Origin of the sequence: Microbacterium rhizomatis (assembly GCF_008710745.1) — a bacterium.
GTDB classification, from domain to species: Bacteria; Actinomycetota; Actinomycetes; order Actinomycetales; family Microbacteriaceae; genus Microbacterium; species Microbacterium rhizomatis.
Map to the genome: position 1 here is coordinate 220,170 of NZ_VYSA01000005.1, position 17,403 is coordinate 237,572.

Genomic DNA, 17,403 nt, shown 5'->3' on the forward strand with positions numbered 1-17,403 from the left:
CTTCCCACGCCCACCCGCCCCTATCCCGCCCAACCGGCCCCTTGCGAGCGCTACGCAGGGGGTGGGTGGGTAGAAAAGGGGCGGTTCGGCGGACCCCCTGCCGGATGCGGCATCCTTGAGGTGGCGTCATCGATTCGACGACGCATAAGATGTGGCGGTACGGGGGACGCGCAATTTAGGCGCCTCGCAGGTGCAACTCCTGAGTCCTCCACCATCGCTGGCGGTCAGCCGTCGTAGGCTGAGGTCCATGTGTGCACATGCACCGGGGCAACGATGAGCCTCGATCTTCTCCGCGCTTCGGCGACGCCAGCCACGACACCGTGGACCGACCCCCTCGCGTACTGGCACGACATGACCGCCGCGGTCGCCCACCTGTCGGGTCCGGTCGCCGCGATCAACCTGCCGGCACTGCGCTACAACGCCCTCGACATGTCCGTACGAGCGAGCGGCGTCCCCATCCGCGTCGCCAGCAAGTCCGTCCGGGCGCGAGAGATCATAGACGCGACGCTCGCACTGCCGGGCTACAGCGGAATCCTGGCCTTCACGCTGCCGGAGGCGCTGTGGCTCGCCCAGACGCACGAAGACGTCGTACTCGGTTACCCGAGCGTGGATCGCGCCGCGATCGCGCGGCTCGCGGGTGACGCGGTCGCGGCCCAGCGCATCACGCTGATGGTCGACGACCTCGCTCAGCTCGACATCGTCGACGCCGTGGTGGCACCCGCCCGCCGCGAAGTGATCCGGCTGGCGATCGACGCCGACGCATCGTGGCGCGCCCCCGGTCTCGGCCACATCGGTGTGCGCCGGTCGCCGGTGCACGATCCCGCCGAGGTCGCCGCCCTCGCGCGCGGCATCGCCGCGCGACCGGGCTTCCGACTCGTGGGCCTCATGATGTACGAAGCGCAGATCGCCGGGCAGGGCGACGCGACCGGCTCGGGAGACGGGATGGTGCGCTGGATGCAGCGGCGCTCCGGTCTCGAGCTCCTCGCTCGCCGCGCGGCCATCGTCGCGGCGCTCCGCGACATCGCGCCCCTCGAGTTCGTCAACGGCGGCGGAACCGGTTCGCTCGAGCTGACGGCATCCGATCAGGCGGTCACCGAGATCACGGCCGGCAGCGGGCTGCTCGCCGGGCACCTGTTCGACGGCTACCGGGCTTTCGACCTCGCCCCGGCGGCCGCCTTCGCGCTGGAGGTCGTGCGCAAGCCCACCGACGACATCGCCACGGTGCTCGGCGGCGGCTGGATCGCCTCCGGGCCTCCTGTCGCGTCGCGCCAGCCTCTTCCGGTCTGGCCGCCGGGCTTGAAGACCCTCGGGCGCGAGGGCGCCGGAGAGGTGCAGACTCCGCTGCAGGGCGCGTCGGCGCGGGGGCTGAAGGTGGGCGACAGGGTGTGGTTCCGCCACTCGAAGAGCGGCGAGCTCGCCGAGCGTGTCGACACGTACCAGCTCGTCGACGGTGATCGAGTCGTGGGTGCGGCCCCCACGTACCGGGGTGAAGGCAAGGCGTTCCTGTGACGCGTCCGGGGGGAAAGTGGCAGAACTGGGGCCGCTCCGAATCCGTGCGCCCGCAGCGGGTCGAGTACCCCGCGAGCGTCGCGGCCGTGCAGCGCGCCGTCGAGGCTGCTGCACGCCGCGGCATGCGCATCAAGGCCGTCGGTGCCGGACACAGCTTCACGGGCATCGCGGTCGCCCCTGGGGTGCTCCTCGAGCTCGACGATCTCGCGGGACTGGTCGATGTCGACCTGGCGCGCAGCCGTGTGCGGCTCCTGGCGGGCACGCGTCTGCACCAGATCCCCGCCCTCCTCGCGCCGTACGGCCTCGCGATGCAGAATCTCGGCGACATCGATCGCCAGTCGATCGCGGGGGCGATCTCGACGGGCACGCACGGCACCGGCGCGGCGTTCGGCGGCATCGCGACCCAGATCGTCGGCGTGACGGTGGTTACCGCATCCGGCGAGCTCCTGACCGTCGGCGACGAGGAGAACGCTGACCTGCTTCCGGCGCTCGCCCTCGGCCTCGGAGCCCTCGGCATCCTCGTCGAGGTCACGATCCAGTGCGTTGCGCAGTTCGTGCTGCGCGCGGTGGAGCACCCCGAACCGCTCGACGAGGTGCTGGCGACGCTCGATGCCCGGGTCGCGGCATCCGATCACTTCGAGTTCTACTGGTTCCCGCACACCGACGTCGCACTCACCAAGACGAACACCCGCCTGCCCGCCAGCACTCCGCGCGAGCCTCTTCCGCGCGTCGGCAGATGGATCGACGAGTCGCTGCTCTCGAACGGCGTGTACCGCGTCGTGTGCGCCGCCGGCACGGCCGCTCCCGGCATCGTCCCGCCGTTCTCGCGCCTCGCGGTCAGGCTCACGGGCGACCGTGAGTACTCCGAGGTCTCGACACGCGTGCTCACCCAGAGCCGCACCGTGCGTTTCCGCGAGATGGAGTACGCGCTTCCCGCCGAGAACGTCCGACCCGCGTTCGAGGCGATGCGCGCCCTCATCGATGCGCGCGGCTGGCGCATCTCCTTCCCCGTCGAGGTGCGTTTCGCCGCGGCCGACGACCTCTGGCTGTCGACCGCGCACGGCAGGGCGTCGGGGTACATCGCCGTCCACCGGTACTGGCGCGAAGACCCCACCGAGTACTTCGAGGCTGTCGAAGAGATCATGCTCTCGTTCGGGGGCCGGCCGCACTGGGGCAAGATGCACACCCTGGATGCTGCGACACTCCGCCAGCGCTATCCGAGGTTCGACGACTTCACCGCTCTCCGCGACCGGCTCGACCCGGACCGCTCATTCCAGAATCGCTACCTCGAGCGCGTCCTCGGTGAGTAACGGCTGGGAGTCATCCCTTCACCCTGGTCGATCCCGCCCCCGTGGCTAGGATGAGTACATAACTTGAACGGAGTCCAGACAAATGTGGGAATGGCTGATCCCGGTTCTGATCGTTGTGGCGCTCCTCGTCATCGTCGGGATTTATCTGTGGGCGACGTACAACTCGCTCGTACAGCTGAACGTCCGCGTCGACGAGGCGTGGAGCGACATCACCGTTCAGCTCAAGCGACGAGCTGACCTGCTCCCGAACCTGATCGAGGCGGTCAAAGGCTATGCGGCGCACGAGAAAGCGGTGTTCGAGAACGTCACGCGCGCACGCGCCGAGACTCTGACGGCCGGCAGCCCCGCAGACGCGGGCGTGGCCGAGGGTCACATGCAGCAGGCGCTCAAGTCGCTCTTCGCCGTAGCCGAGGCCTATCCGCAGCTCCAGGCGAGTCAGAACTTCCTCCAGCTCCAGCAGTCGATCGTCGACACCGAAGACAAGATCCAGGCCTCGCGACGCTTCTACAACGGCGGGGTGCGCGAGCTGAACACGAAGATCAAGGTGTTCCCGAACAACCTGTTCGCACGCAATCTCGGATTCCACGAGCGCGAGTTCTTCGAGGTCGTGGACGGGGCCGCCATCAGCGAGCCGCCGCGCGTCCAGTTTTGAGTCGCGATGGATCGCGGCGAGCGCGTCTCGACACGCTCGCTGGGGCTCGCTCTCGGACAACCGGCCGGGTGACGGCGTCCGGCACGTAGCTGGCCTGCGAGCGTATCGAGACCTGACGAGCGAGGTCGTGAGATGTACAGCGCCATAGCGCGCAACAAGCGCAACACGTGGTTCATCCTGATCGCGTTCGTCGTGCTCCTTGGAGCGATCGGAGTGCTCGCCGGATGGCTCGCGGGCAACAACTGGTGGATCACCGCCTTCATCCTCATCTTCGCGGCGGGGTACGCGACCTTCCAGTACTTCTTCGCCGCGCGCGAGGCCATCGCGCTGTCCGGCGCGATGGAGGTGAGCAAAGCCGACGCCCCGCGGTACTACCGCCTCGTCGAGAACCTCTGCATCACCACCGGCACGCCGATGCCGAAGCTCTACGTCGTGGACGACCCTGCACCGAACGCGTTCGCCACGGGCCGCAAGCCGGAGGAAGCGGCGATCACCGTCACGACGGGGCTCTTCGAGCTGATGACCGATCGCGAGCTGGAGGGCGTGCTCGGCCACGAGCTCGGGCACATCCGCAACTACGACATCCGCGTCTCACTGATCGTCTTCGGCCTCGTCGTGGCGGTGGGGATCCTCGCCGACCTCATGCTGCGCATCGCGTTCTTCGGTGGCCGGGGGCGGAACAGCGGCAACGGGCAGGCGCAGCTGTTCCTGATGATCTTCGGAGTCGTCGCCGCCCTCGTGGCGCCCCTTCTCGCCGGTGCCGTGCAGGCCGCGATCTCGCGACAGCGGGAGTATCTGGCCGACGCGACGAGCGCGATGACGACGCGCGACCCCGAGGGGTTGTCGTCGGCGCTGGCCAAGCTCGGCGAGTTCGGCAAGCCGCTGCAGCGAGCCAACACCTCGATGGCTCACCTCTGGATCGCCGATCCGCTGCGCCCGAACGCTCTGGAGCGCATGTTCTCGACCCACCCGCCGATTCCCGACCGGATCGCCCGGCTCGAGAAGATGGGCGGCTCGTTCTGACGTCGGACCGGCGTCGGCAGCCCGGGGTAGCGTCTGAGCATGGTGCTCCGGCTGACGAGGCAAGAGGCGCGTCGCATCGCGATCGCGTCACAGCGCCTGTGCGCTGATCGCCCGGGCGACGTCGTCGAAGTGCTCGAAGAACTCACGATCGTCAACATCGATCCCACCGCGGCGATCATGCCGAGCGCCGACCACATCCTCTGGAGCCGTATCGGCTGGGCGTACGAGCCGGGCCAGCTCAAGAGCGCGGTCGAGATCGACCGAACCGTCTTCGAGCTCGACGGCTTCTACCGCCCCATGAGCGCGCTGCCATTGCTGCTGCCGTCGATGCGGGCGTGGCCGCCTCCTGAGTGGCGCAAACACCGTCACTGGCTCGATGCGAACGATCGCTTCCGGCGCGACATCCTGGAGCGCATCGGGGCCGAGGGGCCCCTCACCGCGCGCGAGATTCCTGACAGCAGTCTGGTGCCGTGGTCGTCGACGGGCTGGACCAACAACCGCAACGTCACGCAGATGCTGGAGTTCCTCGCGCGCAGGGGAGAGCTGGCGATCGCAGGCCGCCGTGGGCGCGATCGGGTGTGGGATCTGGCCGACCGGGTCTATCCGGCGGTGGACCCCCGCTACACCGTGGCCGAGGCCGAACTCCTGCGGGCGCGCGAGCGGCTCCGGTCGCAGGGGATCGCTCGCGAGAAGGCAGCGGCCCAGCCGGTCGAGCCGATCGATGTGGGCGTGGTGGGGGAGCGGGCAGAGGTCGAGGGAGTCCCGGGCACGTGGCGTGTCGACCCCGAGGCCCTTCAGGCGCTGGAGGCGTTCGAGGGGCGAACAGCGCTGCTCTCACCGTTCGACCGGCTCGTCTTCGATCGGGTGCGAGCGCAGGACCTCTTCGGCTTCGAGTACATCGTCGAGATGTACAAGCCCGCCGCACAGCGGCGCTGGGGGTACTTCGCTCTGCCGATCCTCCGCGGGGACAGCCTGATCGGCAAGCTGGATGCTGCGGCCGACCGCAAGGCGGGGGTGCTGCGGGTGGCGGCTATCCACGAAGACGCACCGTTCGACCTCGAGACAGCCGACGCGGTCGACACCGAGATCCGCTCGCTCGGCGAGTGGCTGGGGCTCCGGGTCGAGGGGCTCGCCTGACCCGGTCGCGGGTCAGAGCGCGTCGAGCACCGATTGATCTCCTGCCGTCTCGTCGGTACCGGCCCCCGGTCCGGATTCGTGGCGCGATGCTGCGGGCAGCACGTCGGCGAGATCTTCGGCCGCGTCGCCCCACCTCGAGATCGATATGGAGTCCAGCCCCTGCCATCGGGCTGCAGCGCGCACCTCGTCGGCGAGGCGGGGCGCAGCATCCGCCGGACGGCCCGCCTCCCACCAGGCGGACTGCACCCGCAGAGTGGATGAGGCCCGATCTGCTTTGAGGTCGACCCGCCCGACGATGTCGTCACCGATCAGTACGGGCAGCGAGTAGTAGCCATAGCGGCGCTGCGGTGCGGGCGTGTAGATCTCGATCCGGTAGTCGAAGGCGAAGAGGCGCTCCGCGCGGCTGCGGAACCACACCACCGGGTCGAACGGCGTGAGGAGCGCCGTGGCCTCTACACGTCGGGGGACCGCCGCGTCGCGGTGCAGCCACGCCTTCGCCGGGCGCCCGGCGGTCAGCCAGCCCGAGACCGTCACCGGGGTCAGCTCGCCGGTGTCGACGAGGTCCGAGATGGCCGCGAGGACGGCCGGCCGGTCTTTGATCCGCCAGTAGTCGGCGAGATCGGACGCCGTCGCCACACCGTACGCCCGGGCGGCGCGCCGGATGAGCTCACGGATCGCGGTGTAGCGCTCGACGGGAGCAGCCAGCACGGAGGGCGGGATGACGTGTTCGGCGAGTGCGTAGCGGCGTTCGAACCCGCGTCGGCCGGCGATCGCGACGTCACCGAACAGGAACAGGTACTCGAGAGCGTGCTTGACCACATCCCAGTCCCACCACGGCCCCCGCGCGCCCTGCTTCGCGTCGTGCTCGATCTGGGCCGGGCGCAGCGGCCCGCGGGCCGCGAGCTCGGCGCGCACCCATTCCACGATGTCGCGGTGCTGCGCGAACCACCCGTCCGGATCGCTGCCGTACTTGGCCCTGTTGTCGTCCATCCGGAAGCGGAAGAGGTTCCAGTCCTCGGCAGGAATGAAGGCAGCGACGTGAGCCCACGACTCGACGTAGGGCGCGCGCCGGGTGAACAGGAGGCGATCGAGTGCCGCGGTGTCGTAGGGGCCGAGGCGTGAGAAGAGCGGCATGTAATGCGATCGCGCGAACACGTTCACAGAATCGATCTGCAGCACGCCCATTCGCGCGATGGCGGCGTTGAGCTGACGCGTCCCCGGCGCCGCCGGACGATCGCGGGCGAAGCCCTGCGCGGCGAGCGCGACCCGGCGAGCCTCCGCAGAACTGAGTGTGTGCCTCGCCCTCGGACTCATCCGTTCAGCCTAGAGACGGCGTCCGACACTCGCGCGGCCGGGGATCGCCACCGATCGTGCCGCCTGGACGGGCTACGCGCACGCGGGACCTAAACTGACGGGATGAGCGGCTCCGAAGAAAAGCCCCGCGGCGCCTTCCTCGAGGCGATCCGCAACCGGACGGTGACATCGGAGCTGGCCGGATCGGTTCCGCGTGGTCTGCGGCTGGCGACGGCCTTCTCGTGGCGACTGCTTGTGGTCGCCGCCGCTGCCGGCGTCGTGATCTGGCTCGTGATCCAGCTCAAGCTCCTCGTCATCCCGCTGTTGATCGGCATCCTCGTCTCCGCCCTCCTCTGGCCGGCATTCGCGTGGATGCTGCGCCATCGCGTCCCCCGCTGGCTCGCGATCGTCATCTCCATGATCGGCACGATCGCGATCGTCGGGGGTCTGCTGTGGCTCGCGGTCTGGCAGATCACCCGGCAATGGGGTTCGGTCCAGGCCAGGACCGTCGAGGCGGTCGCGCAATTCCGTCAGTACCTCATCGACGGACCGCTGCACCTGACCGAGGACCAGATCGACGGATTCCTCACCCAGGGGTGGACGTTCCTCCAGCAGCAGGCATCCCAGCTGTGGAGTGGCGCTCTCGCTATCGGGACCACGGTCGGGCACGTCGCGACCGGCACGCTCCTGTCGTTCTTCATCCTGCTGTGCCTGCTCGCCGACGGCGCGGGCATCTGGCGATGGACCACGAGGCTCTTCCCGAAGGATGCCAGGCCCGCGGTCGACGGTGCGGGTCGCGCAGGCTGGAAAACCGTGATCAACTACACCCGCACACAGCTGCTCGTAGCCTCGATCGACGCCATCGGCATCGGGCTCGGTGCCTTCTTGCTCGGCGTGCCGCTGGCGATCCCCGTGGCAGTGCTCGTGTTCCTCGGCTCGTTCATCCCCATCGTAGGTGCGGTGGTCACAGGAGCGCTCGCCGTCTTCCTCGCACTCGTGTACAACGGGCCGTGGATCGCGCTGTGGATGCTCGTGGTCGTCCTGGGTGTGCAGCAGCTCGAGGGGCACGTGCTCCAACCCCTGTTGATGGGGTCAGCGGTCAAGGTGCATCCCCTGGCTGTCGTGCTCGTCGTCGCCGGGGGTGCCATGATCGCCGGAATCCCCGGTGCTCTCTTCGCCGTCCCGATCGCCGCTTTCGTCAACGTCGTCGCGGTCTATCTCGGCTCCAAGAGCTGGCGCACCGGTGACGATCCCACGTCGGCCGATTTGATCTGGAACACCATTCCCACCCGAAGGAACCCCGCGTGACTCTGCCCGCAACGAATGACTCGCGACCCGAAAGACAGCTCCTGACGATGCCGACCCTCGCCGAGTTCGAAGACGCCGCCGCGCTGCTCCACGGCGTCGTCTCGCACACGCCGTTGGAAGAGTCGCAGCACCTGTCCGACGTGCTCGGCGTGCCCGTCTATCTGAAGCTCGAGAACCTCCAGCGCACCGGCTCCTTCAAGATCCGTGGGGCGACATACCGGTTGTCGCGACTGACCGCCGAGGAGCGCGCCAGGGGAGTGGTGGCCGCATCCGCCGGGAACCACGCGCAGGGCGTCGCCCTGGCCGCGCAGAAGCTCGGGATCCCGGCGACGATCTTCATGCCTCTCGGGGTGCCCGTGCCCAAGCTGCTCGCCACGCGCGGGTACGGGGCCGAGGTCGTGCTCGAGGGCGCCACGGTCGAGACCCCGCTGCGCCTCGCGGCAGAGTTCGCCGAGCGCACCGGGGCGGTGCTGATCCATCCGTTCGACCACCGTGACGTCGTCATCGGGCAGGGAACGCTCGGTCTGGAGCTCATCGACGATCTGCCCGAGGTCGACACGATCCTCGTGGGGATCGGCGGAGGGGGCCTTGCCGCCGGTGTCGCGGCGGCAACGCGCGCCCGCGCGGCGGCGGTCGGGCGCACCGTGCACATCATCGGGGTTCAGGCGGAGAACTCGGCCGCTTACCCGCAATCCATGGTCGCCGGGCACCCCCTCGAAGTCGCGACCCGTCCGACGATCGCCGACGGTATCGCCGTGGCTCGACCGGGCGATATCCCCTTCGGCATCATCCACGAGCTCGTCGACGAGGTCGTCACCGTCACAGAAGATGACATCGCCCGCGCGCTGCTCGTTCTGCTCGAGCGCGCGAAAGTCGTCGTGGAGCCCGCTGGTGCCGTCGGGGTGGCCGCGATCCTCGCAGGAAAGATCAGGGCGTCCGGCCCGACCATTTCGATCCTGTCGGGTGGCAACATCGATCCGCTGCTGCTTCAACGCATCGTCGCGCACGGACTCGCCGCATCCGGCCGCTACATGTCGCTGGCCATCCCGCTGCCCGATCGTCCCGGCCAGCTCGCTCGGGTGTCCGAACTCCTCGCGCAGGCGGGTGCGAACGTCATCGAGGTGCTGCACACCCGCCACGGCCAGGGACTGCAGATCAGCGAGGTCATCCTTCAGCTCAGTGTCGAAACGCGCGGCGAAGACCATCGGGCACACGTCATCCAGACGCTCATCGATGCCGGATTCGCGCCGACCGTCGTCGCCGACTGAGTGCGCGCTCTCCCGACCGCGCTCTACTGACCGGAGTAGGTCTCGACCTTGACGATCTCGACCGTGATCTCGCGCCCGTTCGGTGCGGTGTACGACGTCTTCTCGCCCTCCTTGAGGCCGAGGATCGCTGCCCCGAGGGGGGATGCCTCGCTGTAGACGTCGAGCTCGGAGCCCACGGCGATCTCGCGGTTGCCGAGGAGGAACACCTCTTCGCCGCCCGCCACGACCGCGGTGATCACCGTTCCGGATTCCACGACGCCGTGGCTCTCAGGCGCCGCGCTCACCGTCGCGGTCTTGAGAAGGTGCTGCAGAGTGCGGATGCGCGCCTCCTGCTTGCCCTGCTCGTCCTTCGCGGCGTGATATCCGCCGTTCTCCTTGAGGTCGCCCTCTTCGCGTGCGGCTTCGATGCGCTTGGCGATCTCTTCTCGCCCGGTCGTCGAGAGCTGCTCGAGCTCGTTGGCGAGCCGGTCGTACGCGTCCTGCGTGAGGAACGTCTCTGGGGCGTCGCTGGACACGATGTTCTCCTTCGGTCATGGTCCGTCGAGATGTCAAAACGCCCCGGCTCTGGCCGGGGCGTCGGTGTCGACTGTGACCGCCAGGCTACGTCACCCAGCAGGTGTTGACAAAACCTGTGGTGGCGAGCCCCACCGTGGGGATCGTCTCGCGGAAGGCACGCGCGTGGACTTCGGATGCGTCATACTGCACGATCTTCCAGCCCACCACGCCGTGCTCTTCGTCTTGCGCCTCCAGCGCGCACGCGACATTCTTGCCGGCGGCTGCCGAGATCTGGAAGCTCAGCGTGACGCTGTGCTCGCCATCGATCGAGTACCCGGTCGTGTCGACGCCGACGTCGTCCAGGGCGTTGGAGATCGTCAGCCATGCGAATGCCGCTGCGGCGACGGCGATCGCGCCGATGACGATGACGAGGGCCCAGCGGCGCCCGGGTGAGGGCACGCGGCCGTACCGCACATCGAGTCGGTCGGGAGTGGTCATGGCTCTGTCAGCTGGTTTCGCTCGGAAGATTTAGGCTGGAGACTCCAGGCTAAGCGCTCCAGCGCAGAACGAGGACACATGCACGCAGCGCTCACGGGTCCGGTGACGATGGGTCTCCTGCCCCCGTCGCCCGAACCCGGTCTCGACACCAATCTGGTCACGCCGGGACCGTGGGGCTTCGTCGCGATCGCGTTCGTCGCCGTGGCCGTCATCCTGCTCGTGTGGGACATGCTCCGCCGCATCCGTCGTGGGCGCTACCGGGCGGAGGTGCGCGAGGAGCTCGACGCCGAAGCGCAGGCCGAAGCGGCCATGGCGGCGACGAACGTCGACGACGAAGACATCGATCCCGACGTCGACGGCACGGGCGAAGCGCCCGCGAACGACGCACGACCACGCTGAGCGCGGGTTCCGGGCACTTCTTGTCAGACCGGGGCGGCCAGTGACGGCACGAACGGGTGCAGCGCGATGAGCAGACATGCCGTCCAGTGGCAGAGGAACGCCAGGACCGTGCACACGTGGAAGATCTCGTGGAAGCCGAAATGGCCGGGCCACGGGTTCGGGCGCTTGAGTGCGTAGGCGACCGCCCCGCCGGTGTAGAGAAGTCCGCCGATCACGACCAGGATCATCATCGTCGCGTTTGCGTTGAACAGCGGCACGAGGTACATGACCGCTGCCCAGCCCAGCAAGAGGTAGAGGGCGACATACAACCAGCGCGGGGCGTTGATCCAGAACACGCGGAACAGGATGCCCAGCAGCGCGCCGCCCCACACCAACGTGAGCAGCAGCGTGCCTTCTGCCGGGGGGAGAGCAAGAGCGGCGATCGGGGTGTAGGTCCCTGCGATGAGCAGCAGGATGTTCGCGTGATCGATGCGCTTGAGCACGGCCAGCGTCTTGGGTCCCCAATTGAAGCGGTGATAAAGGGCTGAATTGCCGAAGAGGATCACGGACGTCGCCATGAAGACGGCGCACGCCCATTTCGCCGGCGCGCCCTGTGCCAGCAGGATGAGCACGATTCCCGCGGCGATCGCGACGGGGAAGGTGCCGGCGTGGATCCATCCTCGCCACGTGGGCTTGAGCTCTTTCTGCGCGCCGACGGCGGCTGCCTCGAGGAGGGGCAGCTGGGGCATCTCCACGCCGTCATCCGGCTTCGTCCGTCGGGCCATTCGTCGAGCCTACGCGTCGGTTCATGCAGTCTGCGGAACACATGCCCCGCGCCCGAGCGGCCGCGCGGTACCGTAGGCATGTGGCGAGCGTCTGGTCGAACGAGGGCAGGGGCCTGCTCTACCGCTTGTACATCCGACGGCTGCGCTCGCACCTCGTCCCCGGCAACGTTCCCCACCACGTCGCGATGATGATCGACGGCAACCGGCGCTGGGCCAAGCAGCTCGGCTACCAGACCGCCGCGCACGGCCACCGTGCCGGTGCGGCGAAGATGCGGGAGTTCCTGCAGTGGTGCGACGAGCTCGGCATCCGCGTCGTCTCGCTCTACCTGCTCTCGATCGACAACCTGCACAAGCGCGACTCCAAGGAGCTCGCAGACCTCATCGAGATCATCGCCGATCTCGCCGAGGAGATCTCGCACGAGCCCGACTGGCGCGTGCAGGCCGTCGGCCGGACCGAGCTGCTCCCGCCCGACCTGGCCCGAGTGCTCCGCGAGGCGGAGGCGCGCACGAAGGATCACTCCGGGTTGCACGTGAACCTGGCCGTCGGATACGGCGGGCGGGGCGAGATCGTCGACGCCGTCCGCAGCATCATCGCGAAGCACGACGAGCACGGCGGATCGCTCGAGGAGCTCGCGGCGAGCCTCACGCCCGAGCAGATCGGCGAACACCTCTACACCGGTGGCCAGCCCGACCCCGATCTCGTGATCCGCACCTCCGGAGAGCAGCGGCTGAGCGATTTCCTGCTCTGGCAGTCGGCGCACAGCGAGTTCTATTTCGTCGAGGCGCTCGGCCCCGACCTGCGCGAGGTCGACTTCCTCCGCGCGATCCGCGACTTCGCATCACGGGACCGCCGATACGGGGGATGAGGACGGCACTCCTGCCGTCTCGCTATCCGCCGCCAAGCGGTCGCCGAGTTCGCAGCCATGCGCGTCCGCTGACCCGACACCGGGAATTTACGCGCGCGTAACCCTCGGACTGCGTGTCGGAAACGCTCAGACCGCTCGGCCGACGTACTTTCATCTCATCGGGCAAGGAGCCCGGTCGGGTCGGCCTTACGGACCACGACTCGTGACCCCTGGTCGACTCGTGACTGCCGGGACGTGATCCCGGGTCGGGAGTGGGTTGTGACCACACGAGCACCAGAGCAGCAGCACATCCAGCACACGGGCGACGGAGTCGATCAAGATCTCCGTACCTACGTGCTCGACACCTCCGTACTGCTGAGCGATCCGCGGGCGTTCTTCCGTTTCGCCGAGCACAACGTCGTGATCCCCGTCGTGGTGATCACCGAGCTCGAAGGCAAACGGCACGACCCCGAGATCGGCTACTTCGCACGTCAGGCGCTCCGCCATCTCGATGAACTGCGCATCGAACACGGTCGACTCGATTTCCCCGTCCAGGTCGGCGAGGGCGGCACACTGCGCGTGGAGCTCAACAACACCGACGCGGGCGTCCTGCCTTCCGGGATGCGCCTGGGCGACAACGACAGCCGTATCCTCGCTGTCGCGATGCACCTCGCGCAGGACGGGCAAGAGGTCACGGTCGTCTCCAAAGACCTTCCGATGCGCGTGAAAGCGGCATCCCTCGGCATCTCCGCAGAGGAGTACCTCGCCGAGCAGGCCGTCGACTCCGGGTGGACGGGCATCGCCCAGCTGGACGTATCGGGTGACGATCTGAGCGATCTCTACGAGAGCGACGTGGCGGTCAGCGAGGACGTGAACGGACTCCCTGTCAACACCGGTCTGATCATCCACTCCGAGCGCGGCTCCGCGCTCGGGCGGGTGACCGGCAACGGCGGATACCGGCTGGTCCGGGGCGACCGCGACGTGTTCGGGCTCCACGGGCGCTCGGCCGAGCAGCGCATCGCGATCGACCTGCTCCTGGATCCCGAGGTGGGGATCGTGTCGCTCGGCGGTCGTGCCGGTACCGGCAAATCGGCCCTCGCCCTGTGCGCCGGGCTCGAGGCCGTGCTGGAGCGCCAGCAGCAGCGCAAGATCATCGTGTTCCGGCCGCTGTTCGCCGTCGGCGGGCAGGAGCTCGGATACCTCCCGGGTGACCAGGGCGAGAAGATGGGCCCCTGGGGTCAGGCGGTGTTCGACACCCTCGGGTCGGTCGTCACGGGCAACGTGATCGAAGAGGTCATCGCGCGCGGGCTGCTGGAGGTGCTGCCGCTCACCCACATCCGCGGCCGCTCGCTCCACGACGCGTTCGTGATCGTCGACGAGGCGCAGTCGCTCGAGCGCAATGTGCTGCTGACCGTCCTCAGCCGGATGGGCCAGAACTCGCGCGTCGTGCTGACGCATGATGTGGGCCAGCGCGACAACCTCCGCGTCGGTCGGCACGACGGCGTCGCGTCGGTCATCGAGACGCTCAAGGGGCACGATCTGTTCGGCCACGTCACGCTGATGCGGTCGGAGCGCTCCGCGATCGCGGCGCTTGTGACCGAACTGCTGGAGGCCGGCGAGCTGGCCTGATCGTTCGTTCCGAAGGGGCCGGGATGCGGCATCCCGGCCCCTTCGTCGTCTTCCCCGGCGCTCGGACTACACGCTCTCCCGCATCATGACCCGCTCAGAACCTGGCGGTGGTGGTCAGGCCGGGTTGTCGGTGTCGCCTGTTCGTGACAATGCCCGCCTCATGTCCGCCATCGCGCACCACGATGTAGTCGGTGTTGTTAGACGCCTTCTTGAAGACGGTGAGGTCGAACGGAGTCGTCTTCGCCAGCCTTGTTGCCCTCGGGAAGTTCACGATGGAAAGGTGTTTCTCTACCGTTGTGGGGCTCGATTTTGTCCAGAACGGATTTCTCACGCCGTACAGCTGAGTGCTTATCGTGTCGATCTTCACGGCTGACTGCGGGTGAAGTTCGACGTCCAGCCCGAAACGTCCGTGCTTCTGACCTTCTCCGAGATCACCCCCGAAATACGTCCCCGGACCGTACGCACCGCGTGTTCCCGGTTTGAAGCCGTCCTTCACGATGGCGTCGGCCGCGCCGATGCTTGTGGTGTTGTGGTGGTAAGCCTTGAGGGTGCCGTTCTTCTTGTAGCTCACCCTCCATGCCGCGAGCTTCTCAGGGGCCCCCACGTACGCGGCCGCCGCTTCCGCGAATGTGCCGGGTGGTGCGGCCATCGGCGTTTCGCTGAGCGCTTTGGCGACGCTCTTCCCCGCTGCTTTGGCGGCTTTGTAGGTGAGGTATCCGGCGGCTCCCACCCCGATGCCGAGGGCTGTTTCTGTCCATGCGGCGGCGTCGGAGGTGAAGAATGCTGCGGCTGCGCCTATGAATTCGGGGGTGACCTGGGCGAGGATGCGGCCGGTGGCGATGGTGGCGCTGTAGAGGTCGGCGCCGATGCCTCCGGCGGCGGCGGCGACGCCTGCCCAGCCGAGCGCGGCGGCGCCTCCGGTGAGGAGTGTGGAGATGACCATGCCGGCGCTGTAGGCGGCGAGGGCGATGCCGAGCCCGTCGAGGACGCCGTTGATCCCGAGCATGATCGCGTCCCAGTCGGGGGTGCGGCCGGTGGGGTCGAGCTTCATGACCGGGTTGAGGTCGGCGTAGTTGTACGTGTTGTGCAGTTGTGCGGTGTCTTGGGTGGTGAACCGCATCGTGCCCGGGTCGTACGTGCGCGCCTGGAGATATTGCCCGCCGGTGGGGGCGGTGTGTTCCCCGGCGTATTGGATCGGTTGGTAGGTGACGTTTCCTATCCATCCGGTTGCGGTATCGGTCGCTGTACCCGCTCCGGCGGTAGTGGTCGTGGGGGTGCCGTAGTCGGTGTAAGAGTACCGGGTGGTGGGGGTACCGTCGGATCCGGTGAGGGTGGTGACGCTCCCGTGCCGGTCCTGCGTGTAATACACCGTCTCCGCCCCGGCACCGGGACTGGTGGTGGTACGGGCGTTCCGGGCCGAGCCGATCAGGTACGACGCGGTCCCGGACGGTCTCCCACCCAGAGTGTGGGTTTCGTTGATGAGGGTGGCATCGTCCCAATAGAACACCGCATCCCCGGACTTTTCGTCGTCAGGGTCGGTTGTGGAGAGCCGGGCGCGTAGCCCGGTGATCCAGTACTCGGTCGTGAGCGTGGCACCGGTCGGCGTCGTCTCGGTCACGGGCTGGTTCAGAGCGTTGTACGTGTACCGGGTGCCATCGACGGCGTGGGTGAGGTTGCCGGCCGCATCGTAGGTCGGTACGTCCGTCGTGACGGTTCCATCGGGTGCGGTGCTGGTGAGGGTCACGACTTCGCCGGTCGGAGTGTAGGTGAACTCGCGCGTCGTCGTGATGCTCGCCCCGGTCTCCGAGTCGAGAGCGGTGGTGTTCTCGCGGAAGATGTCACCAGACACGTTCAGGACGTAGGCCGTGTCGGAGATCAGCACTCCGTCTGCGGCCTCTCCCTGGCGAAGGGTGGAGCGGGTGAGCCGGTCCTGCGCGTCGTACTCATACATCGTCGTCGTCGATGTGGTCCGTTCGGCACCATCCGCGCGGTCGGCGGCTGCGGTATCGGTACGTCGGCTGAGGTTGCCATGCCCGTCGTACACGTACCGGCGCGCATCTTGGGCGGCTCCGTCCGGGCCGCGGGTGATCTCAGTCGCGATCTCGTCCATTGCGGTGAACGTGTAATTCGTCGTGACCCCATTCCCCCGATCCAGCTCGGTGACCCGTGCGTACTCGTCGTATGTGTATCCGACCCGACCGACCTCCACTCCGCGGTGATCCGTCTGGATCACCGTCGTAAGGAGTCCGGTCCTGTCGTATGAGTACGACGTCGTGTTCCCGTCGATGTCGCTCGTGGACGCCTTGCGCCCGTTCGGGTCGTAGGTGTGGGTGATCCGGTTGCCGTCTGGGTAGGTGGTGCTCGTGATGTTCCGGAACGCATCGTGCGTGTACGAGACCTGCGTCCCGGCCCGGTCTGCCGGGTCGAACACCGCCGCCACATCACGGGTGACCGGGTCGTACTCGAACCCGGTACGCACCTGGTCGCCGATCGGTGACGTCGTGACAGTCTCAGTTAGTTTCCGCGTCACCGGGTGATACGTGTTCACCGTGGTCTGCCCGTACCCCGTGACGGCCCTGGCGATCAGTCCGTCGGGCGTGTACTCGAACGTGGAGGTCAACCCGTTCTGATCGGTCTCGGACAGGGTCTGTCCGAGGACGTCGAGGGTGCGGGTGCCTCCGGACCGGGACTCGTCACCGCCGGTGAGGGTCTTCTCCACGCTTGAGCCGAACTCGTCGAACCGGCGAGCCGCAACTATCGGCGGGTCGTCGGCATCGAGCGAAGTGATCGTGGTGGTGGCCGGGTTGCCGAACACATCCCGCTGCACCTCGGTACGGGTGGTTCCGTCCGTGGTCGCGATCTCCCTACCGAACCCGTCGAACACCGACTGAAGAGTCGGAACGGGTTGTTGGTCGGCACGGACCCCGCTGGATTGCGTGGTCTGTCCGGCCGCGTCCAACACGCTCGTGCTGGTGTACTCCGCGTCCGCGATGTTGCCGGTCGGGGTCAGCGCGGTGCTGACGGTGTGTGCGATGTCGTCGTAGCGGGTGATCTTGGCCAGACCGGTGGGCGCGACCGTCTCGACCTCCCGGCCGAACACATCCTGCTTCGTGACCGTGACCGCGCCCCACGCGTCGGTGATCTCCACCGTGCCCGGCACCGGGTACGCGCGGGACTCCACCACCCGCACCTGGCCATCGACGGGGTGCCCATTCCTGAGGTTGTCGGTGGTCTTCACGACCCGGCCGAGCGCGTCGGTCTGAGTGGTGGTGG

15 protein-coding genes are annotated in these 17,403 nt (G+C 67.9%); 10 read left to right on the forward strand and 5 right to left on the reverse strand.

Annotated elements, in window-relative coordinates; all coding sequences use genetic code 11:
- The first annotated feature begins 273 nt into the window (after nt 1–273).
- The 5 genes from F6B43_RS18090 to F6B43_RS18110 all read left to right on the forward strand — a co-directional run bounded on the left by F6B43_RS18090 (nt 274) and on the right by F6B43_RS18110 (nt 5,631).
- Nucleotides 274–1,509 (forward strand): alanine racemase, encoded by a 1,236-nt coding sequence (locus F6B43_RS18090; RefSeq protein ID WP_150450399.1) that lies wholly within the window; start codon nt 274–276, stop codon nt 1,507–1,509.
- On the forward strand, nt 1,506–2,819 hold the full coding sequence (locus tag F6B43_RS18095) for a D-arabinono-1,4-lactone oxidase (protein ID WP_150450400.1): 1,314 nt from the start codon (nt 1,506–1,508) through the stop codon (nt 2,817–2,819). The genes F6B43_RS18090 and F6B43_RS18095 overlap by 4 nt, the downstream gene beginning before the upstream one ends.
- An 82-nt stretch (nt 2,820–2,901) precedes the next feature.
- A complete protein-coding gene (locus tag F6B43_RS18100; protein WP_150450401.1) occupies nt 2,902–3,471 on the forward strand; it encodes a LemA family protein in 570 nt (189 codons plus the stop codon).
- Between the two features lie 132 nt (nt 3,472–3,603).
- Nucleotides 3,604–4,494: a M48 family metalloprotease gene (locus F6B43_RS18105; protein ID WP_150450402.1), complete on the forward strand. Its 891-nt coding sequence runs from the start codon at nt 3,604–3,606 to the stop codon at nt 4,492–4,494.
- Between the two features lie 39 nt (nt 4,495–4,533).
- Entirely contained in the window at nt 4,534–5,631 is a 1,098-nt protein-coding gene (locus F6B43_RS18110) for a DNA glycosylase AlkZ-like family protein (RefSeq protein ID WP_150450403.1), read from the forward strand.
- Nucleotides 5,632–5,643: 12 nt separating this feature from the next.
- Here F6B43_RS18110 and F6B43_RS18115 read toward each other — a convergent pair whose 3' ends face one another.
- The gene (locus F6B43_RS18115; protein ID WP_150450404.1) at nt 5,644–6,945 is read right to left on the reverse strand and encodes a winged helix-turn-helix domain-containing protein; all 1,302 of its coding nucleotides are present in this window, start codon (nt 6,943–6,945) and stop codon (nt 5,644–5,646) included.
- Between the two features lie 102 nt (nt 6,946–7,047).
- On the opposite strand from F6B43_RS18115, the gene F6B43_RS18120 reads away from it, so the two are divergent.
- Together F6B43_RS18120 and ilvA are read left to right on the forward strand one after the other, a co-directional pair.
- Entirely contained in the window at nt 7,048–8,232 is a 1,185-nt protein-coding gene (locus F6B43_RS18120; protein WP_150450405.1) for an AI-2E family transporter, read from the forward strand.
- 47 nt (nt 8,233–8,279) lie between these two features.
- On the forward strand, nt 8,280–9,500 hold the full coding sequence (gene ilvA, locus F6B43_RS18125) for a threonine ammonia-lyase (protein WP_150450430.1): 1,221 nt from the start codon (nt 8,280–8,282) through the stop codon (nt 9,498–9,500).
- 23 nt (nt 9,501–9,523) lie between these two features.
- Here ilvA and greA read toward each other — a convergent pair whose 3' ends face one another.
- Nucleotides 9,524–10,015 (reverse strand): transcription elongation factor GreA, encoded by a 492-nt coding sequence (gene greA, locus F6B43_RS18130; RefSeq protein ID WP_150450406.1) that lies wholly within the window; start codon nt 10,013–10,015, stop codon nt 9,524–9,526.
- 85 nt (nt 10,016–10,100) lie between these two features.
- Nucleotides 10,101–10,493, reverse strand: a complete 393-nt coding sequence (locus tag F6B43_RS18135; RefSeq protein ID WP_150450407.1) for a DUF4307 domain-containing protein — start codon at nt 10,491–10,493, stop codon at nt 10,101–10,103.
- A 78-nt stretch (nt 10,494–10,571) separates the two neighbouring features.
- Here F6B43_RS18135 and F6B43_RS18140 point away from each other — a divergent pair, with 78 nt between their 5' ends.
- Nucleotides 10,572–10,892, forward strand: a complete 321-nt coding sequence (locus F6B43_RS18140) for a hypothetical protein (RefSeq protein ID WP_150450408.1) — start codon at nt 10,572–10,574, stop codon at nt 10,890–10,892.
- A 23-nt stretch (nt 10,893–10,915) separates the two neighbouring features.
- Here the strand turns inward: F6B43_RS18140 and trhA are convergent, their stop codons facing one another.
- Nucleotides 10,916–11,620 carry a PAQR family membrane homeostasis protein TrhA gene (trhA, locus tag F6B43_RS18145; protein WP_150450431.1) on the reverse strand — a complete coding sequence of 235 codons (705 nt, stop codon included), beginning with the start codon at nt 11,618–11,620 and terminating at the stop codon, nt 10,916–10,918.
- Nucleotides 11,621–11,697: 77 nt separating this feature from the next.
- Here trhA and F6B43_RS18150 point away from each other — a divergent pair, with 77 nt between their 5' ends.
- Together F6B43_RS18150 and phoH2 are read left to right on the forward strand one after the other, a co-directional pair.
- Nucleotides 11,698–12,522, forward strand: coding sequence for an isoprenyl transferase (locus F6B43_RS18150; RefSeq protein WP_150450409.1), 825 nt, complete (start codon nt 11,698–11,700; stop codon nt 12,520–12,522).
- Nucleotides 12,523–12,780: 258 nt separating this feature from the next.
- Nucleotides 12,781–14,130: an RNA 5'-3' helicase PhoH2 gene (gene phoH2, locus F6B43_RS18155; protein ID WP_150450410.1), complete on the forward strand. Its 1,350-nt coding sequence runs from the start codon at nt 12,781–12,783 to the stop codon at nt 14,128–14,130.
- 94 nt (nt 14,131–14,224) lie between these two features.
- Here phoH2 and F6B43_RS18160 read toward each other — a convergent pair.
- Nucleotides 14,225–17,403, reverse strand: a 3,179-nt coding sequence (locus F6B43_RS18160; RefSeq protein ID WP_150450411.1) for an RHS repeat-associated core domain-containing protein, incomplete at its 5' end; no start/stop codon positions are given.

Bases quoted from the DNA above. Each gene is read 5' to 3' on its own strand.
- F6B43_RS18090 (WP_150450399.1), top strand. From the start codon at position 274: ATGAGCCTCGATCTTCTCCGCGCTTCGGCGACGCCAGCCACGACACCG.
- F6B43_RS18100 (WP_150450401.1), top strand. From the start codon at position 2,902: ATGTGGGAATGGCTGATCCCGGTTCTGATCGTTGTGGCGCTCCTCGTC.
- F6B43_RS18105 (WP_150450402.1), top strand. From the start codon at position 3,604: ATGTACAGCGCCATAGCGCGCAACAAGCGCAACACGTGGTTCATCCTG.
- F6B43_RS18110 (WP_150450403.1), top strand. From the start codon at position 4,534: ATGGTGCTCCGGCTGACGAGGCAAGAGGCGCGTCGCATCGCGATCGCG.
- F6B43_RS18115 (WP_150450404.1), bottom strand. From the start codon at position 6,945: ATGAGTCCGAGGGCGAGGCACACACTCAGTTCTGCGGAGGCTCGCCGG.
- F6B43_RS18120 (WP_150450405.1), top strand. From the start codon at position 7,048: ATGAGCGGCTCCGAAGAAAAGCCCCGCGGCGCCTTCCTCGAGGCGATC.
- ilvA (WP_150450430.1), top strand. From the start codon at position 8,280: ATGCCGACCCTCGCCGAGTTCGAAGACGCCGCCGCGCTGCTCCACGGC.
- F6B43_RS18135 (WP_150450407.1), bottom strand. From the start codon at position 10,493: ATGACCACTCCCGACCGACTCGATGTGCGGTACGGCCGCGTGCCCTCA.
- F6B43_RS18140 (WP_150450408.1), top strand. From the start codon at position 10,572: ATGCACGCAGCGCTCACGGGTCCGGTGACGATGGGTCTCCTGCCCCCG.
- trhA (WP_150450431.1), bottom strand. From the start codon at position 11,620: ATGCCCCAGCTGCCCCTCCTCGAGGCAGCCGCCGTCGGCGCGCAGAAA.
- F6B43_RS18150 (WP_150450409.1), top strand. From the start codon at position 11,698: ATGCCCCGCGCCCGAGCGGCCGCGCGGTACCGTAGGCATGTGGCGAGC.